At 46.5% G+C, this 16,804-nt stretch carries 12 protein-coding genes and 2 pseudogenes; 12 read left to right on the top strand and 2 right to left on the bottom strand.

The genetic code is table 11. From position 1 onward, the window contains the following. Nucleotides 1-38 precede the first annotated feature (38 nt). Entirely contained in the window at nt 39-1,259 is a 1,221-nt protein-coding gene (locus ACTWJ7_RS28850; RefSeq protein ID WP_301879678.1) for an MGDG synthase family glycosyltransferase, read from the bottom strand. A gap of 358 nt (nt 1,260-1,617) precedes the next feature. Between ACTWJ7_RS28850 and ACTWJ7_RS28845 the strand changes: the two genes are divergently transcribed. From ACTWJ7_RS28845 to ACTWJ7_RS28830, 4 genes and pseudogenes are all read left to right on the top strand, one after another. Continuing rightward, nucleotides 1,618-2,199 (top strand): TetR/AcrR family transcriptional regulator, encoded by a 582-nt coding sequence (locus ACTWJ7_RS28845; protein WP_024632901.1) that lies wholly within the window; start codon nt 1,618-1,620, stop codon nt 2,197-2,199. 208 nt (nt 2,200-2,407) lie between these two features. Then, entirely contained in the window at nt 2,408-4,690 is a 2,283-nt protein-coding gene (locus tag ACTWJ7_RS28840) for a YhgE/Pip family protein (RefSeq protein WP_301879677.1), read from the top strand. Nucleotides 4,691-5,361: 671 nt separating this feature from the next. Continuing rightward, a pseudogene (gene gltB / locus ACTWJ7_RS28835) lies at nt 5,362-9,959 on the top strand (glutamate synthase large subunit). A gap of 221 nt (nt 9,960-10,180) precedes the next feature. Further along, complete coding sequence (locus ACTWJ7_RS28830; RefSeq protein WP_161634243.1) at nt 10,181-10,336, top strand: hypothetical protein; 156 nt, start codon at nt 10,181-10,183, stop codon at nt 10,334-10,336. A 101-nt stretch (nt 10,337-10,437) separates the two neighbouring features. Here the strand turns inward: ACTWJ7_RS28830 and ACTWJ7_RS28825 are convergent, their stop codons facing one another. Then, nucleotides 10,438-10,806 carry a helix-turn-helix domain-containing protein gene (locus tag ACTWJ7_RS28825; RefSeq protein WP_024632898.1) on the bottom strand — a complete coding sequence of 123 codons (369 nt, stop codon included), beginning with the start codon at nt 10,804-10,806 and terminating at the stop codon, nt 10,438-10,440. 332 nt (nt 10,807-11,138) lie between these two features. On the opposite strand from ACTWJ7_RS28825, the gene ACTWJ7_RS28820 reads away from it, so the two are divergent. The 8 genes and pseudogenes from ACTWJ7_RS28820 to ACTWJ7_RS28785 all read left to right on the top strand — a co-directional run bounded on the left by ACTWJ7_RS28820 (nt 11,139) and on the right by ACTWJ7_RS28785 (nt 16,796). Beyond that, nucleotides 11,139-11,573: a hypothetical protein gene (locus ACTWJ7_RS28820; RefSeq protein WP_079350943.1), complete on the top strand. Its 435-nt coding sequence runs from the start codon at nt 11,139-11,141 to the stop codon at nt 11,571-11,573. Between the two features lie 149 nt (nt 11,574-11,722). Further along, on the top strand, nt 11,723-12,499 hold the full coding sequence (locus ACTWJ7_RS28815; protein ID WP_301879675.1) for a tyrosine-protein phosphatase: 777 nt from the start codon (nt 11,723-11,725) through the stop codon (nt 12,497-12,499). 57 nt (nt 12,500-12,556) lie between these two features. Continuing rightward, the gene (locus tag ACTWJ7_RS28810) at nt 12,557-13,309 is read left to right on the top strand and encodes a YveK family protein (protein ID WP_301879674.1); all 753 of its coding nucleotides are present in this window, start codon (nt 12,557-12,559) and stop codon (nt 13,307-13,309) included. Further along, nucleotides 13,290-13,973 carry a CpsD/CapB family tyrosine-protein kinase gene (locus tag ACTWJ7_RS28805; RefSeq protein WP_301879673.1) on the top strand — a complete coding sequence of 228 codons (684 nt, stop codon included), beginning with the start codon at nt 13,290-13,292 and terminating at the stop codon, nt 13,971-13,973. Before ACTWJ7_RS28810 ends, ACTWJ7_RS28805 begins: the two co-directional genes overlap by 20 nt. Nucleotides 13,974-14,228: 255 nt before the next feature. Continuing rightward, nucleotides 14,229-15,136: pseudogene (gene galU / locus ACTWJ7_RS28800) on the top strand (UTP--glucose-1-phosphate uridylyltransferase GalU). Next, nucleotides 15,133-15,801: a sugar transferase gene (locus tag ACTWJ7_RS28795; protein ID WP_301879672.1), complete on the top strand. Its 669-nt coding sequence runs from the start codon at nt 15,133-15,135 to the stop codon at nt 15,799-15,801. The pseudogene galU and the gene ACTWJ7_RS28795 overlap by 4 nt, the downstream one beginning before the upstream one ends. A gap of 24 nt (nt 15,802-15,825) precedes the next feature. Further along, on the top strand, nt 15,826-16,035 hold the full coding sequence (locus tag ACTWJ7_RS28790) for an NAD-dependent epimerase/dehydratase family protein (protein ID WP_443146116.1): 210 nt from the start codon (nt 15,826-15,828) through the stop codon (nt 16,033-16,035). Beyond that, nucleotides 16,011-16,796: an NAD-dependent epimerase/dehydratase family protein gene (locus ACTWJ7_RS28785; RefSeq protein WP_443146437.1), complete on the top strand. Its 786-nt coding sequence runs from the start codon at nt 16,011-16,013 to the stop codon at nt 16,794-16,796. Before ACTWJ7_RS28790 ends, ACTWJ7_RS28785 begins: the two co-directional genes overlap by 25 nt. The last annotated feature ends 8 nt before the right edge of the window (nt 16,797-16,804 follow it).

Raw genomic sequence — 16,804 nt, 5'->3', positions numbered from 1 at the left:
ACGTCCTCGTAGAACGATTAGAAGGGGTCATAGAGCTGCTAGAATGGGATTCGGGTACCTGACAGCGAAGTGGCCCCAATTCCGGCTGTGAAGCGCTCCTTGGGTGCGGATGTGACTTCCGCTGTAGCCGGGAACAATAAATCATGAACAGCCTGGGCACAACATGTTGGATCATAGGTGCTCCTGCTGTCTGGTTTGAGGGCTGATTTCAGCTGGCTTTCAGCTTGACGCGGTGCATAGACCTGCTCACTCAAGTATTTGAAGCGATTAGTAATAACGTCAGCAGAGTGAATGACCTGGCCGTATCCGGCTTGTACAAAATATTCACAGTTTTCTTCTTCCTGCCCCGGTAATGGAGGCACGAATAACATCGGCAAACCTTTAGCCAATGCTTCCGTACAAGTCATGCCGCCTGGCTTTGTAATGAGCACGTCGGATACGTCCATCAGTTTGCTGACCTCGCGGGTATAGCCTAGAATGCGTATATTCGGATGCTGGAAGCAGGGCATTTCCTTCAACTTGGCAATCATTTTCTCATTGCTTCCCAGACAGAACAGCAGCTGTACCCGATCCGCCCAGGAGGCGAGAGCCTTCATATGCTCTTCATCAAAGGAAAGTCCCCATCCGCCACCCATCAGCAGAGCAGTGGGCATGTTCTGAAGCCCCATTTCCTGTCGGAGGCTCACTTTGTCTCCTGCTTCCCAGAAATCAGGATGTACAGGAATGCCGGTGATTTGGATGCGAGAGGGCTCAACACCCCTGATTTCAAGCAAAGCCTTTACCTGCGGTGTGGATACCAGATATTTGTTGACCTCGGGATTAATCCACGTTGCATGTACGTCATAGTCTGTGACGAGCGTATACAATGGAATATCGAGTCCCTGACGTTTCAGCCGGGAGATGACCGCATTTGGAAAAGGATGGGTACAGATCACGGCATCGGGTTTTAATTGGGATACGACTTGGGCCGTCTGTGTATAGAAAATCCGGTGCAAGGCCAGTTTGGTAAATCCGTTTAGTGATTTGTTGTATTGCGTCCGATACAGCAGACTGACCAGCTTGGGCTGAACCGTTAGCGTCTTACGGTAAGCGGACAGAATAAGCGGAGCCATGGTTGGATTTAAAAATTTGCCAAGCTCAATGACCCGACTATGCACATGTGGACTGACTTTCTTAATGCCGCTTGCGAGCGCATGGGCGGCCTGGGTGTGACCGGTGCCGAAACCTTCGGATAACAAGAGCACTCTTGGTTTTCGCATGAGTTCACCTTTATTCATCAATTTAAATTTAACATCTCATAGTCATACCGCACGTTGCATTACTACATGAATATACAGCGAAGCGGAAAATCATGTTCATTCGTTACATATTTACACTATAGTTGATGTTCTGATACATCGAAACTTCGTCTTTATCCGTGTTATTGGAGTCATCTTACACTATAGACGACGACACGAGCAGTTTCCACTGCATTTCGGTTAAAAAAAATTAACACAAATTTTTAATGTTAGGGTTGCAATCTGATGATGAGAGTGGTAATCTATTTTTTGACCGAATGACCGAATTGTATTTTTGGTCATTTAAAGAGAACGATCAAGAAAATAAGGAGGGGATATGATGGCTCCGATTGACAGGAGACAGCAGGTCATTCATGCAGCCTCGCAGTCTTTTGCCATGTTTGGATACAAGGCAACCACGATGGATCAGGTAGCGAAGATTGCGAACGTTGGCAAGGGAACGATCTATACGTTCTTTACGAATAAGGAACAATTGTTTGATCAGATTTTGGTGGAAGTAATCCAGGAAATGAAAAACATTGCTCACCGTGAAGTTCATCAGGAAAGTGCTTTTTTTGATAATCTGTTTCGTGTGCTTGATTCACTGCTGGAGTTTCGCCGTGATCACGATTTGCTGGTTAAATTGTCCCAGGAGCTTAAGGATTTTGGAACTCTTCAGGCCAAGGAAGGTTTGGAGAAAGTGGAGAAAGTCATCTCTGATTTTCTGGCACAGGAGCTAGAGAAGGCAAGGAGCAACGGAGAGATTCGTGACTGTGATCCACAGGTAGTAGCCTTTATGATGATTCGTTTGTACATTGCCCTCACCTCAGATTGGAGCAAGCAGCACGAGCCGCTGAGCAAAGAGGAAATCAAGAATTACTTTCGCCTTTTCTTAATGGAAGGAATTGCTGCCGCAACGTAACCCGAATTTATTCTACTATAATATGGGTTAATTATAAGCATGCAGGCAGTGAGGCTTGTCGAGAGACAGGTTTGTTTTTTTGCTCTAAAGTGACCGTTTGAGGGAAGTAGTCACTTCGTGTTTCGGTAATTTTCCGTAACAGGTCAAATGAATTTCATATTTTGGTTATTCTGCTCATGGAGCAGAGAGAACAAGGGGAGAAAATAACATGAAATCTTTATCCGTGTTTTTCAAGGATGTGGGATCGGCCGTGAGAAACCCGAAGGTGTTGATCCCCGTCATTGCTATTTTGTTTATTCCAATTCTATATAGCGGTATTTACTTGGCTGCTTACTGGGACCCATATGGTCATGTCGATGAAATGCCGGTTGCAGTGGTCAACCTTGATAAAGGTGCAGAGCTGGAGGGCAAATCGCTGCATGTTGGTAGCGACCTCGTCGATGAATTGAAGAAAAATGCAGATTTTAAATGGGACTTTGTCAGTGCCAGCCAAGCCAAAGAAGGCATGGAAAACGACAAGTATTATATGCAAATTACGATCCCGGAAAACTTTTCATCCCAGGCAACCACGTTGCTTGACGACAAGCCCGAGCCGGCTGATCTGATCTACGAACCAAATGGCAATTACAGCTTCGTGGGTGCGCAGATTGGCAAGACGGCCATCAAGGATCTGAAAGCTAAGGTTTCGGCCAAAGTAACGGAATCCTATGCGGAGACACTGCTCGACAAGTTTTCCGAAGTATCGGACGGATTGGCTGAAGCGGGCGACGGTGCAGGAGATTTGAATACCGGCGCAGGCAAGCTCGATGATGGGGCCGTGAAGCTCAAGGATAATTTGGAAAAGCTGGCATCCGGAACATTGGAGCTTCAGGATGGCTTGTCTCCATTAAGTGATGGTGTCAGTGCACTGCACACGGGTGCGACCAAACTTGAAAGTGGAACATCAAATCTGGTATCCGGTTTGCAGCAGCTTCAAGCGGCGGCAACAAGCCAGCTTCAGAGCGGTGCAGACCAGTTGAAGGACGGCAGTGCCAAGCTGGAAACTGGACTGAAGTCTTCCGTGGACGGAGCAGGCAAGCTGCAAGCGGGTCTGCAATCGTCTGAGCAGGGCAGTGCGAAGCTGTCCGATGGTCTGCAAAGCGCAGTGCAAGGCAGCGGCACATTGGCAACTGGCCTGCAATCGGCAGTAGACGGCAGCAGCAAGGTTGCAGACGGTGCACAGAGCGTTGCAGACGGTTTGAAGCAGCTTGCTGCATCCAACCCTGAATTGGCAGCCAGTGAGGATGTACAGAAGCTGCTGGCGGCCAGTGCGGCAGTAGCCGAAGGCAGTAAGCAGCTGCATGAGAGCGAACAGAAGCTTGCGCAGGGTGCAGATCAACTGCATCAGGGCAATCAGCAACTGGCAGCAGGTGCAGCTGAGCTCCATGGAGGCCAAAAGCAGCTTCTTGCGGGCGCAAATCAGCTGGTGGATGGACAGCAGCAATTGCTGGCAGGCGCCGGTCAGCTTAGCCAAGGCGGAGCGAAGCTCTCCGATGGTCTGAAGCAGTTCAGCGGCAAGCTGGGCGAAGCTGCAAGTGGCGGTACGTTGCTGGCAGATGGAGCCAAGCAATTGGGCTCAGGTACAACTGCCCTGCAAACAGGTGTAGGTAAGCTGAGCGGTGGCGTGAGTTCACTCACGGACGGCTCTAAACAACTCGGTGACGGAGCAGGCAAGCTGGCGGACGGCCTAACAGAGCTGAAAGACGGCTCAAGCGAACTGGCTACCAAGCTGAATGATGCTGCTCAGAAAACGTCAGAAGTCAAAAAGACAGACGATGTGGTGAACATGTTCGCCGAACCTGTGAATACGTCCGAGAACACAACAGAGAACGTAAGTAATTACGGTACAGGCTTGACACCATTCTTCCTGTCCATCGGTTTGTTTGTGGGATCGTTGATTTCAACGATTGTTTTGAAAATGCGGGAAACTTCCGTACCGGGCGCAACGGGCTGGAACCGTTTCGTCAGCCGTACACTCGTATTCGGCTTTGTGAGCATCATCCAATCCGTGATCGTGGCAAGCTTCATGCTGTACGGTCTTGGATTGGAAACACACAGCGTACCACTGTTCTATCTGTTCACGATCTTTACGGGGCTGACCTTTATGTTTATTGTTCAGGCCCTCGTTACCTGGCTTGACCTGCCAGGACGTTATGTTGTCATTCTGTTGTTGGTCTTCCAACTTGCAGCAAGTGCGGGAACCTTCCCGGTAGAGCTGATTCCGTCGTGGCTTCAGGCATTTAGCCCTTGGTTGCCAATGACGCACAGCATCATGGGCTTCAAGGCAGTTGTATCCAGTGGCAACTTCGATGTGATGTGGCATCAGGTCGGCATTCTGGCAATCTATGCAGGCGTATCCGTGCTGCTGACCTTGGCTTTCTTCCTTTGGAGCGGCAGACGTCGCAAAAAAGAAGCCCAAGTGGCTGAATCCGGTCAAGTTGTGACGGCATAAGCGGAATTGGACCGGAACAGGACAAAATATTGAAAATAAACTTTGAACTCAAGTATCAAAATTATGCAATATAGTAGTCAAATAGTGCAAAGAGTCTGTGACCCGAAAATGGGTTGCAGACTCTTTTTTATACCAATGCATAGGGATGAAGATAATCGCTGGAGGATGGCATGAGATATTGGCCCAACTATAGATAAACACAGGCCACATATGGAATGATTTTCTTTTGTCAGTAATTAAAATCAGTTGTACTCTGACATAAAATGTGTATAATTATTCGAAAAAGAGATGAATTTTAGCATCAGTACACTAAAGCTGTACTGCAAAACATTTCTTATCAGAGGTATTAAAAAGTTTAAATTGCGCTGATGTTAGGTCGGTGTTAAAATAATAGAACTATATCAAAAAACGTCGCTCCATATCAGCGGCCGTGCCTGCGGTTGCGTGTTGTTATACCAAGCTGTTTGCCGGATAATCCGGATCAGCTCCTCTCATGGATGGCATGTCGCAATAGCAGCACTTATAAGATTGACAGCCATATTGCTGTCGCCCTCGTCCATTTAGCAGGCTTTTAATCAATGAATAAATGCCCGCTCCTCCCGATTTATTGTTGCTTGTTGCCTATGTTCTTGATCTTTCCGAAATACTTCATTATAGAAAGGTTGCGTTCCATGAGACACATCGGATTACCTCCTAAACAGGGTCTGTACGACCCACAGTTCGAAAAAGACGCATGCGGAATGGGTTTTGTTGCCAACATCAAAGGAGTACCTTCACACGACATCGTTAGTCAGGCACTGACCATGCTCAGTAACATGGAACACCGCGGAGGACAGGGCAGTGAGCCGAATTCCGGTGACGGAGCCGGTATCTTGATCCAGATTCCACATCGCTATTTTGCACAGGAAGCGGATCGTCTTGGTTTTGCTTTACCTGAACAGGGCTTCTACGGCGTAGGGATGTTGTTCCTTTCACAGGACCCGGTTATTCGCAGTGCACATGAAGAGAGTCTTAAGAAAATTATCGAAGAAGAAGGCCAGACATTCCTGGGTTTCCGGGATGTGCCTACGTTTGATGAGATGCTTGGGCGTTCTGCGCTTGCAGCAAAGCCATATGTACGTCAGGTGTTCATTGGAAGATCGGCAGAAGTTACGGATGAACTGGGATTTGAACGGAAGTTGTACGTCATTCGCAGACGTGCTGAGCTGGCTATTCGTTATTCAGCGGATGAAGCGGAAGGCGGTTCATTTTACCTGCCAAGCTTGTCCTGTCGTAAAATCGTTTATAAAGGCATGCTGACAACTGAACAGGTGGGACAATTCTATCTGGATCTGCAGGAAGATCTTGTGGAATCAGCGATTGCGCTGGTGCACTCCCGTTTCAGTACAAATACATTCCCAAGCTGGGAACGTGCTCACCCGTATCGCTTCATGATCCACAACGGTGAGATCAATACGATGCGTGGTAACGTGAACTGGATGCATGCCCGGCAGTCGCTGTTCGAAAGCGAATTGTTCGGTAACGACATCTCGAAAGTAAAACCGGTTATCAACCCGGATGGTTCGGATACAGCGATGTTTGATAACACGCTGGAGTTCCTGTACCTGAGTGGCCGTTCATTGCCACATGTGGCAATGATGATGGTTCCTGAGCCTTGGAGTACGGATGAGGGAATGGACCCTGCCAAAAAAGCATTCTATGAATACCACAGCACAATGATGGAGCCTTGGGATGGACCAGCAGCAATGGCCTTTACCGACGGCTTGCAGATTGGTGCAACACTTGACCGTAACGGTCTGCGTCCTGCACGTTACTATGTAACGAAAGACGACCGTATTATTTTGTCCTCCGAGGTTGGGGTACTTGATATCGCTCCTGAAGAAATTCTCTACAAAGACCGCCTGCGTCCAGGACGTATGCTGCTTGTCGATACACAACAAGGACGCATCATTGCAGATGAGGAAGTGAAAGCTCTCATTGCAGCCGAGAATCCGTATCAGGATTGGCTCGATGAGCATCTGATGGACCTGAATGAGCTGCCTGATGCACCGGAACTGCCTGATCCAAAACATGCTAACGTGACCCAGCTTCAGCTGGCCTATGGATATACATTTGAAGAATTACGCAAAGTGTTGGAGCCTATGGCTTCAACAGGTATGGAAGCCACAGGCTCTATGGGTTATGATGCACCGCTGGCGGTTCTGTCGGATCGTCCGCAGCGTCTGTATAACTATTTTAAGCAAATGTTTGCACAAGTTACCAATCCACCGATCGATGCGATCCGTGAAGAGATTGTAACGTCAACGGCAACAACGATCGGACCCGAGCGTAACCTGTTGAATCCTGAACCGGAGAGCTGTCGTCAGATTCGGTTGGATACACCCGTACTTTCCAATGAGGATTTTGCGAAGATTCGCCACGTTCGTCGTCCAGGCTTCCGCTCGATGACGATTCCGATCTTCTTTACAGTAAAAGAGGGCGCAGAAGGACTTCGCAAAGCGATGGAACTGCTCTTTGAAGCAGCGGACCGTGTCATTGACAAAGGCCATAACATTTTGATCCTGTCTGACCGTGGTGTGGACGCCGAGAATGCGGCTATTCCTGCATTGCTGGCTGTAGCAGGTTTGCATCACCATCTGATTCGTAAAGGAACCAGAACCAAAGTCAGCATTTTGCTGGAATCGGCAGAGCCGCGTGATATTCATCACTATGCCTTGTTGCTTGGTTACGGCGTGAGTGCCGTGAACCCGTATCTGGCCTTTGAAACGCTGGATGACATGATTCAGCAAGGACTGCTGCGTGGCATCTCACATGAGAAAGCCGTGAAGAATTATATTAAAGCCGCTACCAAGGGTGTTATTAAAATATTGTCCAAAATGGGAATCTCGACGATACAATCCTATCGCGGAGCTCAAATTTTTGAAGCAGTGGGTCTGAGATCGGACTTCGTTGACCGTTACTTTACCTGGACACCTTCCCGAATTGGCGGGATTGGTCTGGAAGAAGTAGCAGCTGAAGCACTGACCCATCACAACCGTGCCTTCACGGACAAAGATGGCAATGACAAAGTACTGGATTCCGGCGGGGAATACCAATGGCGTAATGACGGAGAAGAGCATCTGTTCAATCCGCAGACGATCCATACGCTGCAACATGCAGTACGGACCGGGGACTACAAGCTGTATAAAAAGTATTCCAAACTTGTGCAAGGTGAAAACGATCAGTTGCTGACGATTCGTTCCATGCTGAAACTGAAACCGGTCGGTCCTGCGATTCCTTTGGAAGAAGTGGAATCCGTGGAAGACATTATGCGCCGTTTCAAAACCGGAGCAATGTCCTTCGGCTCGATCAGTAAAGAGGCACATGAAGATCTTGCCATTGCGATGAACCGTGTTGGAGGTAAATCCAATACAGGTGAGGGCGGGGAAGATCCGGCTCGCTTCATTAAAGATAGCAACGGTGATTCTCGTCGCAGTGCGATCAAGCAGGTGGCATCCGGACGTTTTGGTGTAACATCCAACTATCTGGTCAATGCCGACGAGATTCAGATCAAGATGGCACAGGGAGCAAAACCGGGTGAAGGTGGACAGCTGCCTGGACGTAAGGTATATCCTTGGGTTGCTGAGGTTCGTGGATCAACACCGGGTGTGGGTCTGATTTCCCCGCCGCCACACCATGATATCTACTCGATTGAGGATCTGGCTGAGTTGATTTATGACTTAAAAAATGCGAATCCACGTGCAGAGATCAACGTTAAATTGGTATCCGAAGTCGGCGTTGGAACGATTGCCGCGGGTGTAGCCAAAGGTCGTGCCGATATCATTCTCGTCAGCGGTTATGACGGTGGTACAGGTGCATCCCCGCAAGGCTCCATTCGTCACGCGGGAATGCCTTGGGAGCTGGGTCTTGCAGAGACACATCAAACGTTGATGCTGAACAATCTGCGTGATCGTGTTGTTCTTGAAACAGACGGTAAAATGCTGAATGGTCGTGACTTGGCTATCGCTGCTTTGCTGGGAGCTGAGGAGTATGGATTCTCTACAGCACCACTCGTTGCACTCGGCTGTATTATGATGCGTGTCTGCCAGATGGATACATGTCCGGTAGGTGTAGCGACACAAAACCCTGAATTGCGTAAAAATTACACGGGAGATCCTGCACATGTCGTTAACTTCATGCGTTTTGTTGCTGAAGATGTTCGCGAAATCATGGCTGATCTTGGATTCCGTACCATTCAGGAAATGGTGGGCCGTACCGATTGCCTCGAAACGGTAGAGGCTGTAGACCATTGGAAGAAAAAGGTGTAGATCTGTCTGTATTGTTGCATGTGCCTGAAATGCCTGAAGGCTCTGCACGTTACCGTACACAGCATCAGAACCACCAATTGGAAGAGACGCTGGATATGCAGCAATTGCTGCCACTGGCACAACCTGCGATCGAATCCGGTCAACCGGTTGAAGCGGTGCTTCCGATTACCAACGTAAACCGTGCAGTGGGAACCATTTTGGGTAGCGAAATTACACGCAAATATGGAATTGCAGGATTGCCAGAAGATACGGTTCAATTCAAATTTGTCGGCTCTGCTGGTCAAAGCTTTGGGGCCTTTGTACCTAAAGGTATGACATTGACCGTTGAAGGGGATTCCAATGACTATGTAGGCAAAGGTTTGTCCGGAGGTAAGCTGATCGTCATGCCTTCACCAAAAGCCACATTTGATGCCGAGGATAACATCATTATTGGTAATACCGCTCTATACGGGGCAACCAGTGGTGAAGCCTATATTCGTGGTATCGCTGGGGAGCGGTTTGCTGTACGGAACTCGGGTGCCAAAGTCGTTGTTGAAGGTGTGGGTGACCATGGCTGTGAATACATGACAGGTGGGCGTGTTGTCGTTCTGGGTGATACAGGCCGTAACTTTGCAGCCGGGATGTCCGGAGGTATTGCTTATGTTTATGATCCAAAAGGCACATTCCTGCAACGTTGTAATCTGGAAATGGTACTTTTGGAGCGTATCGAAGATGTTTCTGAAAGTGCAGATCTGCGGGGCATGATTCAGCGCCATGTTGCGAACACAGGCAGTGTGGCTGGTCAGCGCATTCTGGATAACTGGCAGCAGTCCGTAGATCAATTTGTTCGGGTTATACCAAAGGACTTCAAACGAATGACAGAGCAAATCGAACGGATTCAGGCAACAGGTCTCACCGGGGAGGCTGCTTTGCTGGCAGCTTTTGAAGCCAACATGCGTGAGCTTGCACGTACAGGAGGTTAATTTGTTCCTTTTCGAGTGCATGAACTGGTTGTATTAAGAATAATAGGAGCTTTATGGCGGCCAATGCGGCGCCATAGGGCTCCTATTTGGTTTTCGACAAAATTAGAACCCGCACAAAAAACGCTATCGCCATGAGACGACAACATTGAGGAAGTTTCTCAAGTATAATAAGGCTAGTTTTGGAGTGCAGCGAAAGTATAAAGATAAGAGAGGTTAGCGGAATGAATATGAAGCATCCAAACAGGGGCGATCGTAAGCCGAAAGGTAAACCAGTCGAAGCAACCCAGATGGACATCATGAAAGTTTTACTGCAATGCGGAATCGACCCGGAGCGTTGGAACCATTTCGTATCCTCCGACAACAACAAGCGGGCTTGACAACACATCGACAAGCATAGAATAGATGGAGGGAACACAAGACTTAAAAAAGCCCAGAAACCGGAGAAGTGTATTTCTCGGTACTGGGTCTTCTTTGCGGATTAATCCATGCTGCGTTCCATGCGGACAAAAGCAATAAAACGACGTGCCTCTTCTTCTGTTAAGGGTTTACCATCAATCATCAGGCCGAAGCGTTCCAGCACTTCCTTATCCGATAATTCAAGGGCGTCGACAAATTCCCTTACGTCCTCATCCATCACGACATCACTTTGTTTCGTCCGTCCAATGAGATAATCAATGGATACGCCAAAGATGTCAGCAAGTCTCGTTAACACTTCGAAATCCGGTTTGCGTCGGTTCTTCTCGTAGTGGGAGAGAGCAGCTCTTGTAATATGAATGGAGCTCGCAAGTTCTTCTTGAGTAAGTCCCCGCTGTTCCCTTAATTCAGCAATGCGATTTCCGTAGCTCATATGCTATTTCCCCCTGAACGCCATCAAATATATATTGAAACAATCCTGAGCCAAGTGTTTGATCAGGGCAGCTTTCCTGCATAATCGTAATGCCTTATTAGTCCTAGTTGTATATAGGTCTGTCTAAGGACATCTCATATTGTCGTAAATCAAAAGAACCATGTCCAAATACTGCTTGACATGATACAAATTGTATCGTAAATTGGACGTATGGAGTTACAAAATGTATCATTTGGGATATTTTAAGTATGACCACGTTGCCTAGCCAATATACCTGTGAGAAGGAGTGTAGGCAACTCTTGCAAGCTAAACCATTCTAAAGGAATGAAGCCATGAATTCAATGATTCAGGAATGGGCGGATCTCAAATTAAATGTCCATATGTACATTCAGGAGTTCCATGGCAAATGGGTAGACCGCAAAAGACGCCCCGTTTTGTTGCTTGGTATGGACACACGAGCGATCACCTTCCTGAGCGACCTGGACTTGCCAATATCATCAGAGATGCTGATCGGTTTGGATGTAGAAGATAGCCATGTATGTGTACGACTCCACGCAAGGTTGCAATGGAAACAGCCCTTCGGTGAGCTCACATTGTATCATTCAATCTTGCATATTCAGCAAGAGCAGACACTATATATAACGGGACAGTTAAATACAATGATTCGAGAAGTACAGTTTCCGACCATTTCCCGGTTCCAGTATGAGAAGGCATCGGAACAACCTAACTTGCAGGAAACCTATCATTACATTGATTTTACCATATGAGTTGAACATTCTAAACATATTCTGAACAAGCATGTACTTAACGCCATTTTACTATATTTCATAGCGTTATGCATTAGTTCTTTAACACCAAAAGCATTTGCGCAATGAATAAAGGGGCGAGGGGGATCATACATTGAGGAAGTTTGGATATGGTTGAAATGCACTGCCACATTTTATCCGGTCTGGATGATGGTCCTGTTCATATGGAACAGTCCATTGCGATGGCTGAGAAAGCGGCAGCCTCAGGAATTACCTCGATCATTGCTACTCCGCATCACCTGAACGGGCAGTACAACAATAAACCCAACGTGGTCAATCAGGCAGTGGACCTGCTACATGCAGAACTTCGCAAACGCAACATTCGCTTGGAGATCCGTCCCGGACAGGAGATCAGGGTGCATGACAACCTGATTGCAGACTTATACGCAGGAACGTGCTGCACACTCGCCGGGAGCCGTTACATGTTGCTGGAATTGCCCTTTGGTCATATCCCCTCGCAGTTCCCCGGGATACTCCAAGAACTTAAGTTAGCGGGTATCATTCCTATTATTGCTCATCCCGAACGAAATCGTCCAATCCAGAACAATCCCGATTTATTGGTTGAATATCTTGGGCAAGGTGCTCTATGTCAAATCACGGCTCAATCGGTCATGGGACTTTTCGGGCGAAAAGTTCAGAAATGGTGTTTCCATTTTTGCAAAGAAAACGGATTTCATTTCATTTCATCGGACGCCCATAATATGGTAGAAAGAACATTCTTGATGAAAACCGCATATCACCTGCTTGAACGTCGTTTTGGGAAGCATCTGGTTCGAAGTTTGCAAAATAATGCACGAGCGGTATGGAACAATGAAATCGTAAAGCTTGAAGTGCCCACGATCAAGAAACGCAGGGTGTTGTTCTGGAGACCAGCTAAACATGTTTAAAAGAAATAAGTTCTTTATCTTCATCATAATTGCAGACTTGAATGGGAGGAATACAAGGTGGAACTGAAAGAGTATATGCAAATTTTACGTAAACGAATTTGGATCATCATAGCCTTTGTTGCAGTTGCTTGTATAGGGGCGGGTGTTAAAAATTATTTTTTGACTGTACCTTTATATGAGGCAAACGCCAAATTAATCGTGAACCAGGCATATAACGTTCAAGGTGTTCCAAGCCTTGATATTAGTTCAATTCAAACCAATATTAAAGTGATTAGTTCTTATATGGAAATCATTAAATCTTCGGCAATCCTCGATAAAGTAGCTGCTACATACCCCGATCTTGGCATGAACGGTAATGAGCTGGGACAGATCCTACGGGTATCCACGGCAAATGAATCCCAGGTTATGAATTTGACCGTCACCGGTTTATCTTCTGAGAAAGCGGCAAAAACCGTAAATGCCGTCGCCAAAGTGTTTAAATCCCAAATCCCCGAAATTATGAAAGTGGATAATGTAACCATTTTGAGTGAAGCCAAACCTACGGATTCCTCAGGACCCATCAATGTAAATCCCGTTATGAATATCCTCATCAGTTTCCTTGTTGGTCTCCTACTATCTATAGGATTTATATTCCTGTTGGAATATCTGGATGATACCTTGAAGACGGAGGATGAATTGGAAAAAGAACTGGGTATCCCCACACTTGCTGTTATCTCCAGAATCAGAAAAGAGGAAGCTCGTTTATCCAAGCAATCAACAACATCTCAAAAACAGGTAGGTGATGGCCAGTATGCCACGGTTAACCAATGAAAAAGGAACGCTTGTAACAATGGCTAATCCTAAGTCTACTTCATCTGAATCTTACCGAAAGTTAAGAACCAATATTCAATTTTCATCTATTGATAGTCAGATTCAAACGATCATGATTGCTTCGGCATTGTCCGGTGAAGGGAAAACGACAACAATCGGTAATCTGGCAGTTACCTACGCGCAGGAAGGGAAGAAGGTCCTGCTGATGGATACCGATTTACGCAAACCTGCGGTGCATCGCATGTTTAATGTTCCCAACCATGTGGGGTTGACCAGTGTGTTGTCCAGCCAGTATAAGGTTACAGAAGTACTTCGGGAAACCGGAGTGGAAGGACTACATGTCCTGTCCTCCGGTCCCATACCTCCCAACCCTTCAGAGATGATTGGTTCCCGTAGAATGACAGCTCTGCTTCAAGATTTGAAGGAAGAATATGATGTTATTTTGTTTGATACTCCACCTGTTCTTGCAGTTACGGATGCTTTAATTATTAGTTCATTGTGTGATGGCGTCATTCTTGTCGTGAGCGCGGGCAAGGTAAAGAAGGATTTGGTCAAAAAGGCAAAAGCTCACCTTGAACATGTGAATGCACGTATTCTAGGGGCCGTATTGAATAATGTACAACTGCCCAAAAGGCGGAATAATTATTATGGCGGAAAAGCATAACGAATGCGCATTTAATTAAAGAGAATATCGTCAAGGTCATGTCTACTATACCTTTATCAAGGTAGGCACTCGGTCACACTGTGGGTAGTGTACCTTAGACGTATATCGTCAAGGGTGTGATGTGAGGATGGGTTTAATGCCCTTTTGTGAAATTAAAAGTAAGAATTGCATCAATTTATTTCATGGTTTCATGGATTTAAATGATCCAACTCATGCTTTTAAACATACAAAATAATAATGGATAGGGTGGTATTTATGACTAGAGTGAGGAAAGCAATCATTCCCGCAGCCGGATTGGGAACCCGATTTTTACCCGCTACAAAGGCAATGCCTAAAGAGATGCTCCCTATTGTGGATAAACCGACCATTCAATACATCGTGGAAGAAGCTGTAGCTTCTGGAATAGAGGACATTATTATTGTAACGGGCAAGGGAAAACGTGCAATTGAAGATCATTTTGACAGCGCGTTTGAACTGGAGCAAAACCTTCTTGAAAAGGAAAGCTCAGCTTACTGGAAGAAGTCCGGAAGTCCTCCAACGTTGATATTCATTACATAAGACAGAAGGAAGCACTAGGACTCGGGCATGCGGTATGGTGTGCTCGAAACTTTATTGGTAATGAACCGTTTGCTGTATTACTTGGTGACGATATTGTGGTGTCTGATGTGCCATGCACGAAGCAGCTCATCCAACAATATGAGAAGGTCAACCAGTCTGTACTCGGTGTGAAAACGGTCAGTCCGAGTGAAACCTACCGCTACGGAATTATTGATCCCCTGCATACAGAGGGGCGCTTGTCCTCTGTAAACAGCATGATTGAGAAGCCGCCGTTGGGTACAGCGCCTTCTAACTTGGCTATTATGGGTCGTTATATTTTGACACCTAAGGTATTCGAATACCTGGAAGAACAAAATGTGGGTGCAGGCGGTGAGATCCAACTCACTGATGCGTTGCAAATGCTGAATCGGGATGAAGGTATTAGTGCTTATGATTTTGAAGGTTCACGGTTTGATGTGGGTGAGAAGCTGGGCTATATTTTGACTACACTTGACTTTGCTCTTAAAAATAAAGAATTGCGTGCACCTGTCCTCATGGCGATTGAAGAGATTTTGATGAAGGAACAATTGAATCAATTGCTTGTAGCTGGAGGGGATAGTCTGTGAAACTTTCAAGACCGGAATACTTTGGCAGTGGAGAAGCCCTGGCCAAGGATGGCACTTCGGCAGTATTGGAACAGCCTTACTCGCAGCGTGTTGGCGGATATGCTGACGTAATAAAACCGTTTATCGATTTTATTATTGCAGCGGTGCTGTTGCTGATTACATCACCGGTCATGCTTGTTGCAGCGATTATGATTAAGATTGACTCCAAAGGACCCGTGATATTCAGACAAGAACGTTATGGGAAAAACGGAGTTAAATTTAGTATCTATAAATTCAGAACCATGCGTACGGACGCTCCGAAGTACAGCGCCTCCCCCACAACAAGCGATGATCCGAGAATTACACGGCTGGGTAGATTACTTCGTAAAACTAGCCTGGATGAGCTGCCACAATTGCTTAATATTATCAAAGGTGATATGAGCTTCATAGGTCCCAGACCTGAAATGAAGCGAATCGTAGAAGAAAGCTACACAGATCTGGAGCGTAGACGTTTTCTGGTAAAACCAGGTATTACTGGGCTGTGGCAAGTAAGTGATGTTCGTAAGGAACCGATTCACCATAACCTGCAATATGATTTTCACTACATCTCTAACGTCTCTATGAAGATGGATATCATTATCATTTTTAAAACCGTTGGCGTTATGATTAAAAGTAATACATTTTAACCTACTCATTAGATAATATGGAGCGTGATCGTATTGAAGCATGTTGTAGTGACGGGCGCGGCCGGTTTCCTGGGCTCACATCTAGTCAAAACATTAATAGATCAAGGACATCAGGTTACCGGAATAGATAACCTTTCAACAGGCGTTTCTAAAAATCTGCAAGAGGTGGCTAACAACCCCCTCTTTTTTTTCGTGAAGCTGATGTTTCGCTGTCCGACTCACTGGATTTTCTAGTAGATCAGCCAGTGGATGAAGTCTATCATCTGGCTTCACCTGCTTCACCCAAATTCTATCAGGCAGATTCGATCGGTACGATCTGGGTGAACACTCGAGGAACCTATCATTTGCTCGAACTGGCCCGTGTTAAAGGAGCAAAGTTCCTGTATTCGAGTACGAGTGAAGCTTATGGAGATCCTGAGATCCATCCACAACCTGAGAGTTATCGGGGGAATGTGAACACCTGGGGGCCTAGAGCCTGTTACGATGAAGCTAAACGATTGGGTGAAGTTTTCTGCTATGAATACTACACGAAACACAGTGTTTCCGTGAAGGTGGCACGCATTTTTAATACGTACTCATCCGGACTTAGAAACGATGATGGTCGTGTTATTTCCAACTTTGTGACACAAGCACTCACGGGGCAGGACATAACCGTTTATGGGGATGGCTCGCAAACCCGTTCGTTCTGTTATGTGGATGACAATATTCGTGGCCTGCAAAAGCTGATGGAAGCGGAAGAGGCGAATGGAGAGATTATCAATATCGGCAACCCAACGGAGTACACTGTCCTTGAAGTGGCGTATTTGGTAAAAAAGTTGGCCCAATCTGACAGCAAGTTGGTATTCCTGCCTTTGCCTCAGGATGATCCCAAAGTCCGTCGTCCTGTAATTGAAAAGGCACAGAAATTGCTTGGCTGGGAGCCGGAAATTTCACTTGAAGAGGGGCTGGGACGCATGATTCAACAATACCGTTCCATGCTGCTGGGGACGACCTGATCTCATGG

Source organism: Paenibacillus sp. 1A_MP2 (assembly GCF_052244825.1).
GTDB classification, from domain to species: domain Bacteria; phylum Bacillota; class Bacilli; order Paenibacillales; family Paenibacillaceae; genus Paenibacillus; species Paenibacillus vandeheii.
Note: the sequence above shows the minus strand (reverse complement) of the source record. Positions and strands in the feature narration are given on the sequence as shown.

What these genes read in the sequence shown, in the direction of transcription:
- ACTWJ7_RS28840 (WP_301879677.1), top strand. Translation starts at nt 2,408, where the DNA reads ATGAAATCTTTATCCGTGTTTTTCAAGGATGTGGGATCGGCCGTGAGA.
- ACTWJ7_RS28820 (WP_079350943.1), top strand. Translation starts at nt 11,139, where the DNA reads ATGAATTCAATGATTCAGGAATGGGCGGATCTCAAATTAAATGTCCAT.
- ACTWJ7_RS28805 (WP_301879673.1), top strand. Translation starts at nt 13,290, where the DNA reads ATGCCACGGTTAACCAATGAAAAAGGAACGCTTGTAACAATGGCTAAT.
- ACTWJ7_RS28850 (WP_301879678.1), bottom strand. Translation starts at nt 1,259, where the DNA reads ATGCGAAAACCAAGAGTGCTCTTGTTATCCGAAGGTTTCGGCACCGGT.
- ACTWJ7_RS28815 (WP_301879675.1), top strand. Translation starts at nt 11,723, where the DNA reads ATGGTTGAAATGCACTGCCACATTTTATCCGGTCTGGATGATGGTCCT.
- ACTWJ7_RS28845 (WP_024632901.1), top strand. Translation starts at nt 1,618, where the DNA reads ATGGCTCCGATTGACAGGAGACAGCAGGTCATTCATGCAGCCTCGCAG.
- ACTWJ7_RS28830 (WP_161634243.1), top strand. Translation starts at nt 10,181, where the DNA reads ATGAATATGAAGCATCCAAACAGGGGCGATCGTAAGCCGAAAGGTAAA.
- ACTWJ7_RS28825 (WP_024632898.1), bottom strand. Translation starts at nt 10,806, where the DNA reads ATGAGCTACGGAAATCGCATTGCTGAATTAAGGGAACAGCGGGGACTT.